Below are 16,991 nucleotides of genomic sequence, written 5' to 3'. Positions count from 1 at the left end.
CTATCCCAGCTCCTTCGACCAGTTGATCGCGTTGACATAGATGCCAAGCGGATTCTTTCGCAGCCGATCGAGGTCGCGCGGTACTTCCACGATGATGGTGAGGATCGCGCTCCACCGCTCGGTGGCGACAAGCTGACCGTTCTCGTAGCGACGTTCGATCCAGGCGATGCGGAAACTGTCCTGCGACGCCCGAATGACGCTCGAGACCTCTATTGATACTTGCGTCTTGCCGAGCTTGTCGAACGGATTGTTGTTGCGCGCATAGTCGCTGAGCGCGGCCGCGCCGCGGTCCGTTGTGAAGTCATAGGCCCGCAGCCAATCCTCGCGCAGCACAATGGCGTCCATCGGCAGCCCACGCACATGTTCGATGAACCGGGCGAGGTGAAAGGCGATCTGCGGATCGGCTGGGTGATAGTCGGAATTGGCAGGAGCGACCGTATTGGCTTCGCCCAGGCGGTCTACCTCCACGACCCAGGGCGTAACGGTGCCGTTGGCTGCCTGCCACACAAGAGCTGCCGCGAAGCCGGCGGACAGAAACAAGCAACCAAAGGCCATCAGTCGCCAATTCTTTGCCTGGACCCGTGCCGAGCCAATGCGATCGTCCCAGGCTTGAGCGGCTCGTTGATAGGGAGTGACCGGCTCAGGTGTGCGGCCATAGTGAACGGCCGATCGTTTGAACATGATCTTGACCTCACGACATGACGGAGAACTGCATACGAGAATTGAGGCTCAGTGCTCCTCTTGCGAGAGATCGACAGATCCGCCGCTTCCGCCGTGATCGCCAGAGCGGACCGCTTGCGTAGCGCTCGAGACGCCATGACTGATGGTCCGCGCCCGCTTCATGCGGCGAACCCATGCGGGCGTCGTCTCAGATGAACTGAAAGAAGAAGAGTCCGCATGAGCGCTGTCGGCGGCTCCCCCGCCCAGATGAGCGGCGGCTGAGCGCAAGGGACTTGCCGAAGCGGAGGCGCCCGCCTCCGAAGCGCCGGACGGGCCAGCTGCCCGGAACACGTTGAGCGCCCCACCTACAAGAGCACTTCCTCCCCTCGCGGCACCCGCAATCGCGCCTCCGGCCAGTCCAGCTCCGCCGGCTCCGAGACCGGCTCCGGCTGCAAGCACTCCACCGGCCGCCAGCCCCGTACCAACTGCTGATCCTGCGCCAAGCTGCGGGCCTCCGGAGACGATGCCGTTGGCGATACCAGGTCCGAAGATGCCAAGGCCCAACAACGCGAGAGCGCCGAGCACCAGCGCCATCGCGCTCTCGACCGTCGGCTGGTTGCCGCCGAAACCAGCTGTGAACTGCGAGAATAAGGTCGACCCGATGCCGACGATGACGGCGAGCACCAGAACCTTGACGCCCGAGGAGATCACATTGCCGAGCACGCGTTCGGCGGCAAAGGCAGTCTTTCCAAGCAGGCCGAAGGGGATCAGCACAAAGCCTGCAAGCGTCGTCAGCTTGAATTCGATCAGCGTGACGAACAGCTGAATGGCCAGAATGAAGAACGCGAGCAGCACCACAATCCAGGCGAACAGCAGAACCGCGATCTGGACGAAATTTTCGAAGAAGCTGACATAGCCCATCAAGCCCGAGATCGAGTCAAGGATCGGCCGCCCGGCATCGAGTCCCACTTGCGCGATCCGACCAGGCCGCAGGAAGTCTGCGGACGAAAGGCTGGTGCCTGAGGCCTTGAGGCCTAGCCCGGCAAAGCTCTCAAAGACGATGCGGGCAAGGTCGTTCCAGTTGCTGATCAGATAGGCGAAGACGCCGACAAATAGCGTCTTCTTGACGAGACGGGCGATGATATCCTCATCAGTCCCCCAGGCCCAGAATAGGCCTGCGAGCGTGATGTCGATAGCCGCGAGCGTGGTGGCGAGATACCCGACTTCGTTCCCTAAAAGCCCGAACCCGGAATCGATATAGCGGGTAAAGATCTCCAGAAATTGGTCGATGACGGACGTAGCGGCCATTGGTCACTCGCTTTGTGCTCGAATCGCGGGATAGCCGGAAGGCAGGCGGCTCTCGTCCTTAGGCAATGCGGGTGATGATCCGGCGTTGCTCGGCTCGCTAGCCGCAGGCATCGAGGCGTTCGTCTGGCCCAGGAATTGGCGGCGCTTCTCGGCCCAGATTTTTTGGCATGCGCGAAGAGCATCGCTGTGCTCGTAGCTGACGGTGCGGCATTGCTCGAGTTTTGCCGGCATCGAGTCGGAATTCGGAGCGAGCGAGAGGGTGGGCTTAATCTGATCTTCGTCGCCGCGTAGCCGGATCGCGCATGCAGCAACAACGAGGAGCGTTAGCGCGACGGCCACCGTGGTCGGCACTCGTTCAAACCTGATCTTCGCCATCAGTGAAACATCTGCACGGATGTGGGTTGATAAGCTTGGCCTTGCCCTAAGAAACGCCGTAGCTGCTCCCTGCCCTGGTCCTGGGCGGCCGCTCGCTGCGCCGACTCCAAGCTTTGCGCTCGCCCCTGGGCGGCAACAGTTGCAGTGAGATCGGCAAGCTGCTGCGCCTGAAGAGCGAGAAGCTGGTTACCGGCCTGACTTGCCTGCAGCGCGCCTGTCGCACCCTGGCTCGCAGTGACCAAGGCCGACATCTGGGTGCGATTGCTGCCGAGATTGCCGACGACGATGGCCTGCACCCGCATCGCGTCTTGCAGACCGGCAACCGCGTTCTGCCAGCGTGCCTGTGCATTGGTGACGAGGACCTCGTCAGACATGCTCGCTGATGCTGGCGCGTAAGTCGTCGAGAAGGCGCGATCGATCTGCTGGACGTCGTAGGCGATCCGCTGCGCCGCTCGGAGCAATTGCTGGGTACGCTGGATCGACTGCTCGAGTTGCTGCAATGACGAGTATGGCAAGCTCGCCAGATGCTTCGCCTGATTGATCAACATCTGCGCCTGGTTTTGCAGCGATGTGATCTGGTTATTGATCTGCTGCAGTTCGCGGGCTGCCGTCAGTACGTTCTGTGCGTAGTTGTTCGGATCGAACACGATCCACTGCGCTGAAGCCGAACGCAGCGCTTGGGCGCTCGAGAGGACGATCAGCCCCACAGCTGCAACCTGGTGGAGACGTCTCATGACGCAACCTTCTGGGTGAGATGAGGAATGAGGTCGCAGGCCCAAGAGATGTCGCGAGCTGTCAGCCAACCGGTCACAAAGTTCTCGCGGCCATATTTGGCCAACACGCCCTCGATAACAGACTGATCGGCTTTCGAGGATGCCGCTGTAAAGGCGAGCGCGACCTCGCCAAGGCCAAGCTCGAATACCCGATTGCCGCGACGCGACTGGCAGTAGTAGTCGCGCTTGGGTATCGCGCGGGCGAGGATCTCGATCTGCCGATCGTTCAATCCAAAACGGCGGTAGATTGCCGCGATCTGCGGCTCGATCGCGCGGTCGTTGGGCAGGAGAATCCGGGTCGGACAGCTCTCGATGATGGCCGCAGCAATCGTGGAGCCGTCAATGTCTGCTAGCCCTTGGGTGGCGAAAACGACGGAGGCGTTCTTCTTGCGAAGCGTCTTCAGCCACTCACGGAGCTTGCCGGCAAAGTCGGCATCATCGAGCGCAAGCCAGCCCTCGTCGATGATCAGCAGCGTTGGGCGGCCGTCAAAACGATCCTCGATCCGGTGAAACAGATAGGAAAGAACGGCCGGCGCGACGGCGGTCCCGATCAAGCCATCCGTTTCGAACACCTGGACGGAGGAATCCCCGAGCCGCTCATGTTCAGCATCGAGCAAACGATCATAGGGACCACCGAGGCAATAGGGCTGGAGCGCCCGTTTTAGCGTATTGGATTGAAGAAGAACGGAGAAGCCTGTGAGTGTTCGCTCCTCGGTCGGCGCCGAGGCGAGCGACGTCAGAGCCGACCAGACGTGGTCCTTGGTCTCTGGCGTGACCTCGATCCGCTCGCCAGCCAGCATTGAGGCTACCCATTCGGCTGCCCAGCCACGTTCGGAAAGCTGATCGATTTTTGCGAGTGGCTGGAGGGCCACGAACTCGGACGATTCTCCGGCGACTGCCCCGCCGAGGTCATGCCAGTCGCCGCCCATGGCGATCGCAGCGGCACGGATCGACCCGCCGAAATCGAACGCAAAGATTTGTGCGTCGGGATAGCGACGGAACTGCAGCGCCATCAGTGCCAGCAGCACCGATTTGCCGGCGCCTGTCGGCCCGACAACCAAAGTGTGTCCGACATCACCGACATGCAGCGAAAATCTGAAAGGAGTCGATCCTTCTGTCTTGCCGAAGAACAGCGCAGGCGCCTTCAAGTGATGGTCCCTCGCCTCTCCGGCCCACACCGCCGAAAGCGGAATCATGTGGGCGAGGTTCAAGGTCGAGATCGGCGGCTGGCGGATGTTGGCATAAACCTGTCCCGGCAGACTGCCAAGCCAGGCTTCCACTGCGTTGACGGTCTCGATCATGCAGGTGAAGTCCCGCCCCTGGATCACCTTTTCGACCAGCCGAACCTTTTCGTCGGCGCGTTGCGGATCCCTGTCCCAGACAGTGACCGTTGCTGTCACCAAGGCCTCGCCGATCTGATCCGAGCCCAGTTCCTGCAGCGCGGCGTCGGCATCGATGGCCTTGCTGTGGGCATCGGTATCCAGGAGAGCCGACGTTTCGTTCGTCATCACCTCCTTTAAGATCGCACCGATCGATTTCCGCTTGGCAAACCATTGCCGCCGAATTCGGGTCAGGAGCTTCGTGGCATCCGTCTTGTCGAGCATGATCGCCCGGGTCGACCAGCGATACGCAAACGCCAGGCGGTTCAGATCATCGAGAATCCCGGGCGTGGTGGCCGTCGGAAATCCTACCACCGTCAGAACGCGCAGATGCGCTGCCCCCAGCATCGGTTCAAGCCCACCTGTCAGCGGCTGATCGGCAAGCAGCGCATCCAGATGCATGGGAATTTCGGGCACGCGAACCCGATGCCGCTTGGTCGAGATCGTTGAGTGCAGGTGAGTGAGCGTTGCCTCGTCATCCAGCCAGGCGCATTCCGGCATAAAACCTTCAACGAGCTGCAGCACACGGTTCGTCCGATCAATAAAGCCGCTGAGCACCTCGCGCGCATCCGCCCCTAGCGTGCGATGGCTGCCCTCGTACAACAGCCGCTCTGCCAGGGCCGCCCCCTCCGGCGGCGGCAGATACAGAAAAGTGAGGTAGTAGCTCGATTCGTAATGGCTGCCCGCTTCCTCGAACTGAGCCTTGCGCTCGGCATCCACCAGCGCCGACGCCACATCCGGAAACGTGTCTGGGGGATAGACTGCGGCCGAATGGCGCTGTGCTTCGACGAATATTGCCCAACCTGAGCCCAGCCTGCGGAGTGCATTGTTCAGGCGCGCCGCGACCGCAACGAGCTCGGCGGGCACGGCACTGTCGAGATCCGGCCCCCGAAACTTTGCCGTCCGCTGGAACGAACCATCCTTGTTGAGGATAATTCCCTCATCGACCAGAGCCGCCCAGGGCAGGAAGTCCGCAAGACGCGTGTTCGCGCGTCGGTATTCGACAAGATTCATCATGGGACAATTCACGTGCTGAGGTGACCGGGAATACGAATGTGTCGGCGCACGACTTCGACGAAATCGGGATCGCGTTTTGCGGCCCAAACGGTGGCCATGTGGCCGATGAACCAGAGGAGAAGCCCGGCTAGCCAAAGCCGGAGCCCAAGGCCGATTACTGCTGCCAATGTGCCGTTGAGAATGGCGAGTGACCGCGGTGCACCACCCATCAGCATCGGTTCGGTAAGCGCTCGATGCACGGGAGCGACAAAACCTCGGACTGGCTCATCCATCAAATCACCACCCCGCCAGCGAATGAGAAGAACGACAGAAAGAAGCTCGAGGCGGCGAAGGCGATTGAAAGACCGAACACGACCTGGATCAGTCGGCGAAAGCCTCCGGATGTATCGCCAAACGCCAGCGACAGTCCGGTGACAATGATAATGATGACGGCCATGATCTTGGCGACCGGCCCCTCGACCGACTGCAAAATCTGGTTGAGCGGCTGCTCCCATGGCATGTTGGATCCAGCGGCCCGGGCCGGGACGGTCAGTGAGCAAAATGTCGCGATCCCAGCGATGCCTGATCCGAGGGACAACTTACGCTTCATGGCTAATCTCCAGTGCCGTTAGGCTGTAATCGCCGCATGCTCCGAGCCCCACGACGCAGGCGAGTTCAGCAACGCGGCGCTCGGCGCCGCGACCAGCAAGAACGGCAATGACGTTGATGGTTTCGGCGATGAGCGCGCGCGGCACCGCGACCACGGCTTCCTGGATGAGTTGCTCGAGCCGGCGCAGGGCTCCAAGCGCGGTGCCGGCATGGATAGTGCCGATGCCCCCGGGATGTCCGGTGCCCCAGGCTTTCAGGAGATCGAGCGCCTCGGCCCCGCGCACTTCGCCAATCGGAATACGATCGGGCCGAAGGCGAAGCGAAGAGCGCACGAGATCAGAAAGAGAAACTACGCCATCTTTGGTGCGCAAGGCCACCAGGTTCGGCGCCCTGCACTGAAGCTCTCGCGTATCTTCGATGAGGACGACGCGGTCATTGCTTTTGGCGACTTCCGCAAGAAGCGCGTTTATCAGTGTCGTCTTGCCGGTGGAGGTGCCCCCTGCAACCAGAATGTTCTTTCGTGCGGCCAGCGCACCTCGCAGCGCGTTGGCCTGGCCTGATGACATGATCCCGGTCGCTACGTAGTCCTCGAGGCTGAATACGGCGACCGCCGGCTTGCGGATTGCGAACGCTGGCGCGGTAACGACCGGCGGCAGCAGACCTTCGAAGCGTTCTCCGGTTTCTGGCAGCTCCGCTGATATCCGGGGCGATCCGGCATGAACTTCGGCACCTACATAGTGCGCGACCAGCCGGACTATTCGTTCTCCGTCGGCCGCAGCTAAGCTCTCACCAGTATCTGTAAGCCCGCCCCTCAGCCGGTCGATCCATAGGCGGCCATCGGGATTAAGCATCACCTCGACGACCGACGGATCTTCTAGAAAGCCTCCGATGGCCGGTCCCAGCGCGGTGCGGAGCATGCGCGCCCCGCGCAACGCCGTCTCCGAATGGAATGAATGGATTGCCATGCCTGGCCCAACTATCTGACACTGCGTTCGGCGCGCTCACCTCGGGATCACTAGAAAAGGCAGGACGTGCGTTACCGCAACAAGGGAACGAAGCGTTCGCGGTCTGGCGTAGAAGAAGAAACTTTCGGAAAGAAGCGATCTTGGCGGCCGCGGCCTCTCAACTGGCCGGCGTGCGAAAGACCAGTCCAGCGGCGGCTCGTTTCACCACTCCACAGTTTCATCTGCCTCCAGGATCGAGATTTCAGCCGGCGGAATCGCGGGCTCAACTGGGCTAGCGTCACCCATGCGCTTACGCGCGATTGACGCGCTAGCTTTCCAATTTAAAGATCGAAGCAGCCAAGGGGCGACGAACCACGCCAGCGCGGCCAGCTGCAGCACAACAATGATACTGAAAGCAGTCTGGTAGGCGAGCGCAGGATAGTGACCCTCCTGTTGAGGCCATTGTTCAAGAATCAAGCCTGTCCCGTACTGCACGATGAAGGCCCAGCCAAAATGCAGCACGTTCAAGCCGCCATTGGCGCGCGCGACCAATTCCGTTGGAAAATAGTCTCCTATGATCGCGTAGCTGAGAGCGGTGGCCGATCCGACAACCGACACGACGCACCATGGAAATAACGATGGCCAGGGCTGATGCAGGATCAGCATGAGCTCCGCTACGATAAACACTGTCCCGACGGCCGCGAATAACACTTCGGTCATTTTACGGCGACCGCGCACCCGATCGGCAAGCAAGCCCAGGAACAGGGCGCCGACACTTAAGGCCAGCGCCATAACGAACAATTGGGTGACGAGGCTCGCCCGATCCAGTCCTTCGACATCTCGAAGCCAAGGCGCCGCCCACAATGACTGTAATGCCCATGCCGACCCGACGCAGGCCGCCGATAGAGGGGCTATTCTCCAGAAACGCGCATCCGAATAGACGGTTCTTAAGGTGGACTTGCCGTGAGTTCTGTGTGAACCTGTGGTGCGTTCCGGAACCACAATGTAGATCAGAACAGCTGCGGCGGCGCTTGCTGCTGCCAGCACCTCGAATAGACCGCGCCAGCCGATCCAATCCAGCAGCATCTCCGCAGGTGCGGTTGCAGTCACCGCGCCCAATGCGCCCAACATGATCATAAAGCCATTGATGAGCGCCACACGTTCTCTTGGAAACCAGAGGACGATGATTTTCAGCCCGGCCATCAAGGCGGCCGCAACACCAACTCCGATCATCGCGCGAGCGATCAGGAGCGACAGAAATCCCGTCGATATGCCGAATAGCGCAGCGCCCGCGGCTGCGATCAGCAGGAGCGCACTTTGGACCCGGCGTGGACCGAAGCGATCCAGAAGCATGCCGATCGGAATCTGAACCGCCGTAACGACTAGGAAATAGATCGACGTGAGCAGCCCGAGATCGGCAGCACCAAGCTGCAGATCGGATGTGAGCCGACCGGAAATGAGCGTGTTGATGGTCCGGAACAGATAGGAAAGATAATAGCCGGCCGCGAATGGAAGAAAAACGCACGAGGTGAGCCGCCAGATCGCAAGGCGCTCAGCGGGACTCTCGGGTGATGTTTGCCTCGGGACGTCATTTGGCGCGCCTCTCCGCGCGCAACTAGCCGATTCAACAAAAGGCGTTTGGCAGATGTCGAAAGTTGAGATTGCTGCCGCCCTCCCCGGCGGCAGCACTCATCTCAGTTTGTTCGTCCACTAAGCTTACGGACTGGTCTTCCTGATTGACTTGCTCATGCGTGACACCGAGGATTGCTTCATCCTTCGGTCCAAGGTCGGAGCCAGCGGGCTGCTCGAGCCCCTCGAGGGTCTCCCGCATCACGGGCCGACCCAGCCTTACGCGCCGATCGACCTGCTCGGCCAATGCCTTGAAGCGCCCCTGGCCGAGCACGCACGCATCCCGCTGCTGCGATAGCGACATGGGCGGCGTCACCGTGAGGTGATAGCGCGCATGCAGGGCCACCGTTTCCGCGATGATCGCGATCTCGCTCTCCAAACGGCTCACCTGGCTCCCTATCCGGTCCAGAGCCTGAAGAATTAGACCTTCGATGGGCGGCGCCGGATCCAGGAAACGCTCAAGGGCGGTCTGGACGACCATGCTCTTACCGACGCCCGGTCGACCGGTCGCAGCCTCAAGTCGCTGGAAAATGCTCTCGGAAAGTTGAACTGTCATCTTTCTGGTTCGCAGAGCTTCGTTCGGGATCGGCTGCGCATCCGCGCCAGCTTGAATCGAGCTGGGCTTTTTTCCGAGCTCTCCACCAACTTGCATACTCCACGCCTCCACTCTGCCACCGCATAAACCCGCGCCACGGCGCCTCGACGCGTGACCTGAATTTCCACCGCAAACGAGTGAATCGCCCTAGCGGTGATGGAATGACAGAAGAAGTGGAGCGAACGTCACTTCAAGCGCACAAACATCCCGGTCGTGGTCTGGCGTAGCGAAAGAAAGAAAAGGCGTCCTGATCAGGTGGAGCCGGATTTCTCCGCTTGTCTAATTCCTGCTCGAGACTCGAGCCTGACCTGTTGCGCCGGTCTGAGCCGTCGGTCCCGTTCATGCTTCGCCGCTGCTGGCTGTTTTTCGACCGACCCGGTCCCGCCTGCAATGGCCCGGAACAAGCGCAGGTTTGCACTTTCGTTGGCTACAACAATGCTTTCACCTGCGAGCATCACGGTCGCTTCGATCAGATGGTCGCAATCCATCCCGTTCATAGTCGCACGCGCTGCTTGGCATAGGGCAGCCGATAGCCGTTGAGCGTCGCATTGAGATGACGCGCCTGGCGCCAGCGCGAATGACCGCGCTGGCCGGCTTTGCGCGAGTTTGGGATGGCCCGGACCGGCAGGCGAAAAGAGCATGCTACAGCATTCTCTCAGGCTCATTACCCAGCTCGGCCGACGTCACCCGCAGGGGGATCGCAACCAGTCAGAGATTGGCTTTGCGAGAAGAGCCATGAAGCGGTGGCCCAATCGCAGCTCGTCGGCGAAGTGTGGCTAGCACCTTTCAGGGGCGTCGGCTTGGATCCCCGACTTCTGCACTTCCTTGGACTTGGCTGCAATTCAGTGCGACCAGCGGGTCAATCTGAGCAACTCATCGGTGTCTTTGATCGTATCGCACAGCGATGGTATAAAGGTGCGCGCTGAAGCACATAGAAAGCCGAGAAGCGCTAGGCAAGATTGTCATTGGTTTCTGATGCAACATTCGCCTCGCGCAAGGGCCCGACTTCAGGACGTAACCAAGCTCCTAAGCCAAGCTGCGGTGGGTGCGTTGACCATCGCAATACTGCGCGCTGCCCGCTATTTCGATCCGATCAAGACCGCCAACTTGTTCGGCCGGATCGCCCGCTCAATCGGGCCCATGATGCGCGAGCAAAAGATCGGTCGCGCCAATCTGACCGCCGCATTTCCCGAGAAGTCGCCTGCAGAGATCGAGGCCATTCTCGCGGGCGTCTGGGATAATCTCGGTCGTCTCGGCGCCGAATTCGCGCATCTCGATCATATCTGGGAGTACGATCCCGCACAGCCCGAGAATAGCAGGATCGAAATCGAGAGGCGCTCATACGAACTCTTTACGCAGCTGCGGCTCGACGGCAAACCGGCGCTGATCTTTGCAGGCCATCTCGCCAACTGGGAACTTCCCGCGCTGGCTGCCGTCGCGCACGGGCTGGACGCCGCGATCCTGTATCGCCGACCCAACATCGCGTCAGCCGACCGCATCATCCAGGATATGCGCGCCGTAAAAATGGGGACGCTGATACCGGCTGGCCGTGACGCCCCCCTTAGACTTGCGGAAGCCCTGAAAAATGGTCAGCATGTCGGGATGCTGGTCGACCAGTATCTGACCAACGGCGTCGAGGTCACTTTCTTTGGCCGCAAGACCAGGGCCAATCCGATGCTGGCCCGGCTGCTGCGGCAGATCGAGTGCCCGATTCATGGCGTACGCATCATCCGCCTGCCGGGACACCGCTTTCGTGCCGAGCTGTCCGAAGAAGTGAAGCCGGTCCGCGACACCGCCGGACAAATCGACATTCAGGGAACGATGCAAGCGGTCACATCGGTGATCGAGGGCTGGATCCGCGAATATCCCGATCAGTGGCTGTGGCTACACCGCCGCTGGCGCTAAGGCTCCGTCTGTTAAAAGAGGTAACGCGCCGCGGGGGCTCCCAATCCCGACGCGCTATTTGACTCAGGCGTCGTGCGGTCGACTTGGGAGCTGGCCGTCCGCCGGGTTGGGATATGAGACAGTGAGATAGCCGGGTGCTACTCTCGGGCGCTACCTGGCCAACCAACCATAGCCTTTTCGACGCTTCGGCCCGTCGAGAGACCTCCTCATTCACCCGATGGAACAGTGGAACGGTCCCAATGGGACAGTGCGACACGCCCAAAGGAGGAATTCGCTGCGCAACCATCGGAGGCGTCCTCGAACCTTGCCGTCGATCAATCTGCATCTCTTTTATGAACTCACCTCCTTAAGCCCCGTGCCCCTCACCGGGGCCATACCGTCCAGCTCGGCAATGCGGCGGTCAATCGCACTGATCACTTGCTTGGAGAACGGCCCGAAGTGCATGTACAGCGCCATCATCATCACGACGTAGCGTAGCGCTTCTGGATTGGTTTTGGCGACCTCCACGAAGGTGTTCCAGAACGGCTCGCGAACCTCCGGCAGACTCCGCATGATCCTGTGCATGCTGTCCACGCCGCCAAGCCTTTTGCGCACATCGCCATCCGGCAGGTCACGGCGCCGGTCGGACCGGTCGAGCATGACGGCGAGCCGTGACAGCCGTCCTGCATATGCCGCCGGAGTGAACACGTGCCCAAGCACGGCCTTATAATCGGCAAGGATGTCCCGAAGCGGACGCTTGGTCTCGAAATTGCAGCCGAGCGTGCATTGGTCGCCCGCCTGTTCGACCTTCATGAGGTCATGGCCTTTGTGCAGGCGGCCTTCTTTGGCCAGCCGCCGCGTCAGCTGTGTGCCAGGCAGCGCATAGAGCAGTCCAATCATGCAGACTGGAATGCTCGCCTCCTCGATGAAGTCGATCATCGCCTGTCCCATCGAGACCTTCTCGGTATCGAACCCTACGATGAAGCCGGCCGTGACGAACATGCCGTAGCTGTAAATCTTATGGATGCACTCGGCGATGTTGCGCCTGGTGTTCTGTTTTTTCTTCATCTGCGCGAGCGTCTCCGGATCCGGACTCTCGATGCCAACGAAAATCGCGAAGAAGTTCGCGTCCTTCATTGCCTGCAACAGCTCGCCATCGTCCGCGACGTTGATCGAGGCTTCGGTCGAGAACTCGAATGGGTACTCGCGCTCTTCCTGCCAGGCTTTGAGCCGCGGCAGCAGGCTGCGGAGGTTTTTCTTGTTGCCTATAAAGTTGTCATCGACGAAATCGACATGCCCGCGATAACCGTGATCGTAGAGCGCTTGGAGCTCAGCGAGTATCTGATCATTGGTCTTGGTACGCGGCACGCGACCATACAACTCGATAATATCGCAGAACTCGCAGGTGAACGGGCAACCACGCGAGTATTGCACGCCAATGAAGAGATAGTGATCGAACTTGATTAGATCGTAGCGAGGCATTGGGCTCAGTGTAACGTCGACATTGAATTTCTCGGCGATGAACACGCCCTCGCGCTCGCCGCGGTTCCAGGCAGCGATGAACTGCTCGATGATTTGCTCGGCCTCGCCGATCACCTGGAAGTCCGCATCCGCGTAGAGATGCGGGCTGGAGGAGACGTCAGGCCCACCAACACATACTGGCTTGCCGTGAAGGTGGGCGAGATCGATCAGGTAGAGCGCATCAGGCTGTTGGTTGAGCATGCCACCGATCATGACGAGATCGGCCCACTCGAGGTCCGCATCCGTCAAAGGCTCGGTGTTACGGTTGACGAGACGGATGTCCCAGTGCTTCGGCAACATGGCGGCGACGGTGATCAGGCCGAGTGGCGCCGCCGGATACTTCGCGCCGACGAGCTCGCAGGCTTCGGTATAGTTCCAAAACGAGTTCGGAACGAACTTCGGATAGATCATTAGAACGCGGCAGAGGATCGTCATGCTGCTTTGGCCCGTGCGTTGAGGGTCACAATGTCATGCAGTTTTTGGGATTCGGCAAAGCTCCAGAATCAGTGCGCAGCTAGGCTCGGGACAGAGCATGAGTACGGGTGTGGCGTGTTAATGGCGAGCCGAGAGGGCCCATGTCACGCTAGAACTAACTCCACCCTCCTTACATGCGCAACAAACCGGCTCCCGAGCCCAAGAATTGAGCAGGCGTTTTCTTGATGATGTTGCAGAAATGGCACGCAATCGAACGATCTTCGTGCCCTAGGAATGCTACAGCAGTCCTTGAAACCCAATTTCGAAAGTCGCACTTTCGTGTGGGAGTGTGCCGCTGGCCTTGCATGGCGTAAAGCATGACTGATCTTACTCTGGCGAACGGCAGTATACGACTTGCCGCATCGGTTGATGGCCCGATGGATGCAGTGCCTATCCTGCTTTTGCATGGAGCAAGCGCAAGTCGCGATACGTGGGACGAGGCCAAGCAAGAATTGATGGATCGATACTGCGTTTGGACCCTCGATTTTCGTGGTCACGGCCATTCTGATCGCGCGCCGAATTACGATCTCGCAGGTTATGTTTCCGATGCTGAGATTGCGCTGGCCGCCATTGGGCGTCCGGCGATACTGGTCGGACACTCCTTAGGGGCATGCGTGGCCGGTGTGCTCAGCCAAGTCAATCCGAACGTCCGTGCGGTGTTTCTCGAGGACCCACCATGGTTCTTAGGGCGTCCAGAGGAATGGGCCAGGTCAATATTCTCGATGTTGTTCTCAATCCTGTCGATGCGGCTGACGAAATGGCAGCAGGAGCCTCCGCCGTTTACAAGCTATGTTGAGTTTCTCTCCAATGGACCTGACCGCTTAGGAGGTGTGGCTCGGGATCACATATCGGCTCGGCATTTGCTCAGCCATGCCTCCGCAATACAGCGCGTTGACCCTCGCTGTCTTCGTAATGACAGCTTGAAGGAGACGCTGTCATCGATATCAACTGAGCGACCGTTCTTGTGCCCAGCAAAGCTCGTTCGAGGCGAAGAACGGTTCGGAGCAGCTTTTTGGGATGAACATGCCGTCAGTCTGCTGGAGAGCAACCCCCATCTTGAAATCGTCCAATACAAGCAGTGCGGCCATCACCCACACCGTATGCAAGGCCTTGAAGCGCGTTTCCTTAGTGATCTTCAGGACTTCATTGCGAAGACGGTGAGCGGGGCGAACGCGGTGTCCAAGCGCTGAGGATCGGAGCTCTGGCAGGGGACGAGACGATTCTACCTCGATCCCGCGCGGTTTCCAGGATACTGCAGTGGAAGTAATCGGTGCTGAAATCACATCGAGAGTTTTCGCCATCATGGCGGCATCATTGCGGCACGGCCCGGTGCATTTCCAATTTTGGACTCAAATCTGCCTACCGACTCACTTCAGTCTGGAACCTGGGGTGGGGTGACTGGGGCGAGTTGGGCTATTTGAATTGGAGTATTGAATTATGGGAATGAACCATTTGCCCGGCAACAAACAATGTAGTCTCGACAAATGCTCTTCGTTGGTTGACGAACCTACCCGGGACACTCTTTCGCTCCTGGAGGACGCCCTTCGAGAGGAGGAATCAGTGGCTTGCGCTGACGAATACGCGGACGACGTTCACTCGCTTCTTGAAGAGAACGCGCAACTTGTTGAGGAGAATGCTCAGCTTCGAGGGCTGCTCGCACGGCTACGGACCTCATCCGCAAGGAGGGGCCGATCCGGATTATCGTGTTGAGATCACATTCCGCCGAACCGCTCGTAATGTGGGATTCTGGTTGCGAGACGTCAAACAGGCTTGAGTCCCTCACCAGATCGATCACGGCAGTCGCCTTATGCCAATCCGGAGGCTCGCGTCTTACTTGCCGTCAACAATATCAACACCGATCCGATCGGCTAGGGCCAGAAGCTCCGTGTAGACGGGGACATCTGCCGGCACATGGCGCGGGTCGCCAGTTGGCGAGAGATCCGTTTCGGCGACGCGATCTCCGAAGAGCATGACGGCGAGGGCGCGATCGTCCTGCCGCGATACCCAACAGAGCCCCTCAGCGCGAGGGTACTCCGCGTGGAGCTCATGCAGGCGGGGGGCGAGGAAGGCGGCCCGCGAGCAATCCTGCCTTCGATCCGACCGCATCGAACGTGAGATAGCTTCGGCCCATTTTCCGGGTGCTCGGATATTTGTCCTTCTCGTTGTCAGTGAGTTCGTTGCGCTTCACGCCGAGCTTTCTCCGTGCGGTCGTAATGAGATCCGCCAGAGTGAGATTTCGCTTCGACATCACCTGCGAATAAACTTGATCGGCGTTTGTGCTTGTCGAACGTCATCAATCCCGCAGTGAACGGCACGTCGTGAAAGACGGTCTCCATCGCTGCGCAATCGAATGTCGTGCCGCCATAGAGCGTTGGGATGCTTGAACCGTCTGAAGCCTTGATCGGGCTGAACCGTGCGTTCCCCTTCAGGCCTGGGTTGAACTCGCTGCTTCCGTAGATTTTCAGGTGGATACGATGGATGATTTGCCCCTTCGGCCAGGCCATCATGTTCGGTAACTTGGCGAGATTGGCTGGCGGCGCCGGCACCCCCGATGGCCGAGCCGCTGCGGGGCTGGCCCTGGACTTCTTAGCCATGGAGCACGCCGGCCACCTTGTCATCTGCCGCGGCGACTACACGTTCGGGCTCGGACGTCAGCAGATCCTGCGGCCGCTTCCCGGCGAGGAAGCTGTTGCTCGAGGCAAACCAATAAGCAAGGCCCCAGTCGTCCTTCCGTCCACGAAACGCGGCTAGCACTTTCGCCAGACCCTTGACCGGCCGATAGTCGATCGAAGGATCCAAGGCGTAGCCAGGAAAATAATCCACACCGCGATGGCGCACCGCGAAGATCTGCCCGTCCTTCTTCCATTTGTTTGGCTGGGCGCTGGGGTTGCTGGCGCTGAGTCCCGCCATCTCGGCGATCTGTGCCGCGGTGAGCCAATCGCCGCTCAAGCACGGCTTTGCGTGCTTCGGCCGTCATACGGGCTTCGACCAGCTTGTGCTGAGGGAGCGGAACATCCGGCACGAGAGCCTCGATGATGGAGCGGAACGTCTCATCCTGCCGACGCTCAAGTATGCTCGAGACCAACGGAGCAAGATTGGCAATGGTGTCCGCGAGGGCCCGGACGGCCGGTTCGTTGCCGTGCTCCAATGTCAAAGCGATGACCTTTTTCACGTGCAGCCGGCCAAGTCGGCTCCGCGCTTGTTCGGGCGTCCCCAGCGACAGTTCCAACGCCGGACAGTTCGACGGCACCTTCGGCCGGGGCCAAGGGCTTGAACTCCAATTGGGTTATATTGGTTAGATATATAGCACGATAACCAGTAAGACGCGGAACGTCGTCTCTTGACGAAGGGCGCCTTCAGCGAACAGCGACAACGAGCCAGTGCAAAGCCCCCGACGCTCGTGCAGCGCGATGTCCCCACAGAAAAATCCGAGATTTGCATGCACTGCACCCTCATTTTTCAACACGATATTTTGAAAAGCCAAAACACCGCTCGGCATCCTGCTGACCGCTGCTATTCCCGCGCCCGGCGCAGAGCGGACTCCAGTTTCTCTTCCCAACGGGGCTGTCCGGCTTGTGCTCGCTTGCGACTGCCGCACGCTCACCTTCGATAGCGCTTGCCTTGGTCTCATGCTCCCGCTGGGTCCTTTCGAGTGCCGCTTGCGCCTTGATCGCCTTCTCGCGTTGGGCCCGCTCTTCGCTCTGGCAGCCTCTTCCTTCCGCCGCTCTACTCGTCGCTGCTTCTCCGCTCTCTCGTAATCCAGTGCGGCCTTTCGGGCCGCCTTGTCCTCGACTTTGCGGAGCGGCTATCTCTTCGCGTTCGGACGCCCAACTCATCGGCTTCT

Annotated in this window: 15 protein-coding genes; 2 read left to right on the top strand and 13 right to left on the bottom strand. The window is 59.9% G+C overall.

Features of this window, described 5'->3' with window-relative positions; translation table 11 throughout:
• The 10 genes from trbF to P6U23_RS11935 all read right to left on the bottom strand — a co-directional run bounded on the left by trbF (position 1) and on the right by P6U23_RS11935 (position 9,325).
• The gene (trbF, locus tag P6U23_RS11980; RefSeq protein ID WP_407179977.1) at positions 1 to 681 is read right to left on the bottom strand and encodes a conjugal transfer protein TrbF; all 681 of its coding nucleotides are present in this window, start codon (positions 679 to 681) and stop codon (positions 1 to 3) included.
• 48 nt (positions 682 to 729) lie between these two features.
• Positions 730 to 1,968 carry a P-type conjugative transfer protein TrbL gene (gene trbL / locus P6U23_RS11975; RefSeq protein WP_407179976.1) on the bottom strand — a complete coding sequence of 413 codons (1,239 nt, stop codon included), beginning with the start codon at positions 1,966 to 1,968 and terminating at the stop codon, positions 730 to 732.
• Between the two features lie 3 nt (positions 1,969 to 1,971).
• Positions 1,972 to 2,343 (bottom strand): putative entry exclusion protein TrbK-alt, encoded by a 372-nt coding sequence (trbK-alt, locus tag P6U23_RS11970; RefSeq protein WP_407179975.1) that lies wholly within the window; start codon positions 2,341 to 2,343, stop codon positions 1,972 to 1,974.
• Positions 2,343 to 3,077, bottom strand: a complete 735-nt coding sequence (trbJ, locus tag P6U23_RS11965; RefSeq protein ID WP_407179974.1) for a P-type conjugative transfer protein TrbJ — start codon at positions 3,075 to 3,077, stop codon at positions 2,343 to 2,345. Before trbJ ends, trbK-alt begins: the two co-directional genes overlap by 1 nt.
• Positions 3,074 to 5,512, bottom strand: a complete 2,439-nt coding sequence (trbE, locus tag P6U23_RS11960; RefSeq protein ID WP_407179973.1) for a conjugal transfer protein TrbE — start codon at positions 5,510 to 5,512, stop codon at positions 3,074 to 3,076. The genes trbJ and trbE overlap by 4 nt, the downstream gene beginning before the upstream one ends.
• A gap of 8 nt (positions 5,513 to 5,520) precedes the next feature.
• Positions 5,521 to 5,784, bottom strand: a complete 264-nt coding sequence (locus tag P6U23_RS11955; protein ID WP_407179972.1) for a VirB3 family type IV secretion system protein — start codon at positions 5,782 to 5,784, stop codon at positions 5,521 to 5,523.
• The gene (locus P6U23_RS11950; RefSeq protein ID WP_407179971.1) at positions 5,784 to 6,101 is read right to left on the bottom strand and encodes a TrbC/VirB2 family protein; all 318 of its coding nucleotides are present in this window, start codon (positions 6,099 to 6,101) and stop codon (positions 5,784 to 5,786) included. The genes P6U23_RS11955 and P6U23_RS11950 overlap by 1 nt, the downstream gene beginning before the upstream one ends.
• Entirely contained in the window at positions 6,091 to 7,065 is a 975-nt protein-coding gene (trbB, locus tag P6U23_RS11945; RefSeq protein WP_407179970.1) for a P-type conjugative transfer ATPase TrbB, read from the bottom strand. Before trbB ends, P6U23_RS11950 begins: the two co-directional genes overlap by 11 nt.
• Before the next feature lie 201 nt (positions 7,066 to 7,266).
• Positions 7,267 to 8,586 carry an MFS transporter gene (locus P6U23_RS11940; RefSeq protein ID WP_407181425.1) on the bottom strand — a complete coding sequence of 440 codons (1,320 nt, stop codon included), beginning with the start codon at positions 8,584 to 8,586 and terminating at the stop codon, positions 7,267 to 7,269.
• Between the two features lie 82 nt (positions 8,587 to 8,668).
• Positions 8,669 to 9,325, bottom strand: coding sequence for a hypothetical protein (locus tag P6U23_RS11935; protein ID WP_407179969.1), 657 nt, complete (start codon positions 9,323 to 9,325; stop codon positions 8,669 to 8,671).
• 918 nt (positions 9,326 to 10,243) lie between these two features.
• Here P6U23_RS11935 and P6U23_RS11930 point away from each other — a divergent pair.
• The gene (locus P6U23_RS11930) at positions 10,244 to 11,173 is read left to right on the top strand and encodes a lipid A biosynthesis lauroyl acyltransferase (RefSeq protein WP_407181424.1); all 930 of its coding nucleotides are present in this window, start codon (positions 10,244 to 10,246) and stop codon (positions 11,171 to 11,173) included.
• Positions 11,174 to 11,503: 330 nt separating this feature from the next.
• Here P6U23_RS11930 and P6U23_RS11925 read toward each other — a convergent pair whose 3' ends face one another.
• Entirely contained in the window at positions 11,504 to 13,108 is a 1,605-nt protein-coding gene (locus tag P6U23_RS11925; protein WP_407179968.1) for a B12-binding domain-containing radical SAM protein, read from the bottom strand.
• A gap of 356 nt (positions 13,109 to 13,464) precedes the next feature.
• On the opposite strand from P6U23_RS11925, the gene P6U23_RS11920 reads away from it, so the two are divergent.
• Complete coding sequence (locus P6U23_RS11920) at positions 13,465 to 14,337, top strand: alpha/beta fold hydrolase (protein ID WP_407179967.1); 873 nt, start codon at positions 13,465 to 13,467, stop codon at positions 14,335 to 14,337.
• A 975-nt stretch (positions 14,338 to 15,312) separates the two neighbouring features.
• On the opposite strand, the gene P6U23_RS11915 is transcribed toward P6U23_RS11920, so the two are convergent.
• Entirely contained in the window at positions 15,313 to 15,741 is a 429-nt protein-coding gene (locus P6U23_RS11915; protein WP_407179966.1) for an RES family NAD+ phosphorylase, read from the bottom strand.
• On the bottom strand, positions 15,734 to 16,096 hold the full coding sequence (locus P6U23_RS11910; protein ID WP_407179965.1) for a hypothetical protein: 363 nt from the start codon (positions 16,094 to 16,096) through the stop codon (positions 15,734 to 15,736). Before P6U23_RS11910 ends, P6U23_RS11915 begins: the two co-directional genes overlap by 8 nt.
• Between the last annotated feature and the right edge of the window lie 895 nt (positions 16,097 to 16,991).

This window comes from Bradyrhizobium sp. STM 3562 (assembly GCF_045571435.1).
Classification (GTDB): Bacteria; Pseudomonadota; Alphaproteobacteria; order Rhizobiales; family Xanthobacteraceae; genus Bradyrhizobium.
This window is presented reverse-complemented; position numbering and strand designations above follow the sequence as displayed.

Bases quoted from the DNA above. Each gene is read 5' to 3' on its own strand.
- trbF (WP_407179977.1), bottom strand. From the start codon at position 681: ATGTTCAAACGATCGGCCGTTCACTATGGCCGCACACCTGAGCCGGTC.
- trbL (WP_407179976.1), bottom strand. From the start codon at position 1,968: ATGGCCGCTACGTCCGTCATCGACCAATTTCTGGAGATCTTTACCCGC.
- trbK-alt (WP_407179975.1), bottom strand. From the start codon at position 2,343: ATGGCGAAGATCAGGTTTGAACGAGTGCCGACCACGGTGGCCGTCGCG.
- trbJ (WP_407179974.1), bottom strand. From the start codon at position 3,077: ATGAGACGTCTCCACCAGGTTGCAGCTGTGGGGCTGATCGTCCTCTCG.
- trbE (WP_407179973.1), bottom strand. From the start codon at position 5,512: ATGATGAATCTTGTCGAATACCGACGCGCGAACACGCGTCTTGCGGAC.
- P6U23_RS11955 (WP_407179972.1), bottom strand. From the start codon at position 5,784: ATGGATGAGCCAGTCCGAGGTTTTGTCGCTCCCGTGCATCGAGCGCTT.
- P6U23_RS11950 (WP_407179971.1), bottom strand. From the start codon at position 6,101: ATGAAGCGTAAGTTGTCCCTCGGATCAGGCATCGCTGGGATCGCGACA.
- trbB (WP_407179970.1), bottom strand. From the start codon at position 7,065: ATGGCAATCCATTCATTCCATTCGGAGACGGCGTTGCGCGGGGCGCGC.
- P6U23_RS11935 (WP_407179969.1), bottom strand. From the start codon at position 9,325: ATGCAAGTTGGTGGAGAGCTCGGAAAAAAGCCCAGCTCGATTCAAGCT.
- P6U23_RS11930 (WP_407181424.1), top strand. From the start codon at position 10,244: ATGCAACATTCGCCTCGCGCAAGGGCCCGACTTCAGGACGTAACCAAG.
- P6U23_RS11925 (WP_407179968.1), bottom strand. From the start codon at position 13,108: ATGACGATCCTCTGCCGCGTTCTAATGATCTATCCGAAGTTCGTTCCG.
- P6U23_RS11920 (WP_407179967.1), top strand. From the start codon at position 13,465: ATGACTGATCTTACTCTGGCGAACGGCAGTATACGACTTGCCGCATCG.
- P6U23_RS11915 (WP_407179966.1), bottom strand. From the start codon at position 15,741: ATGGCTAAGAAGTCCAGGGCCAGCCCCGCAGCGGCTCGGCCATCGGGG.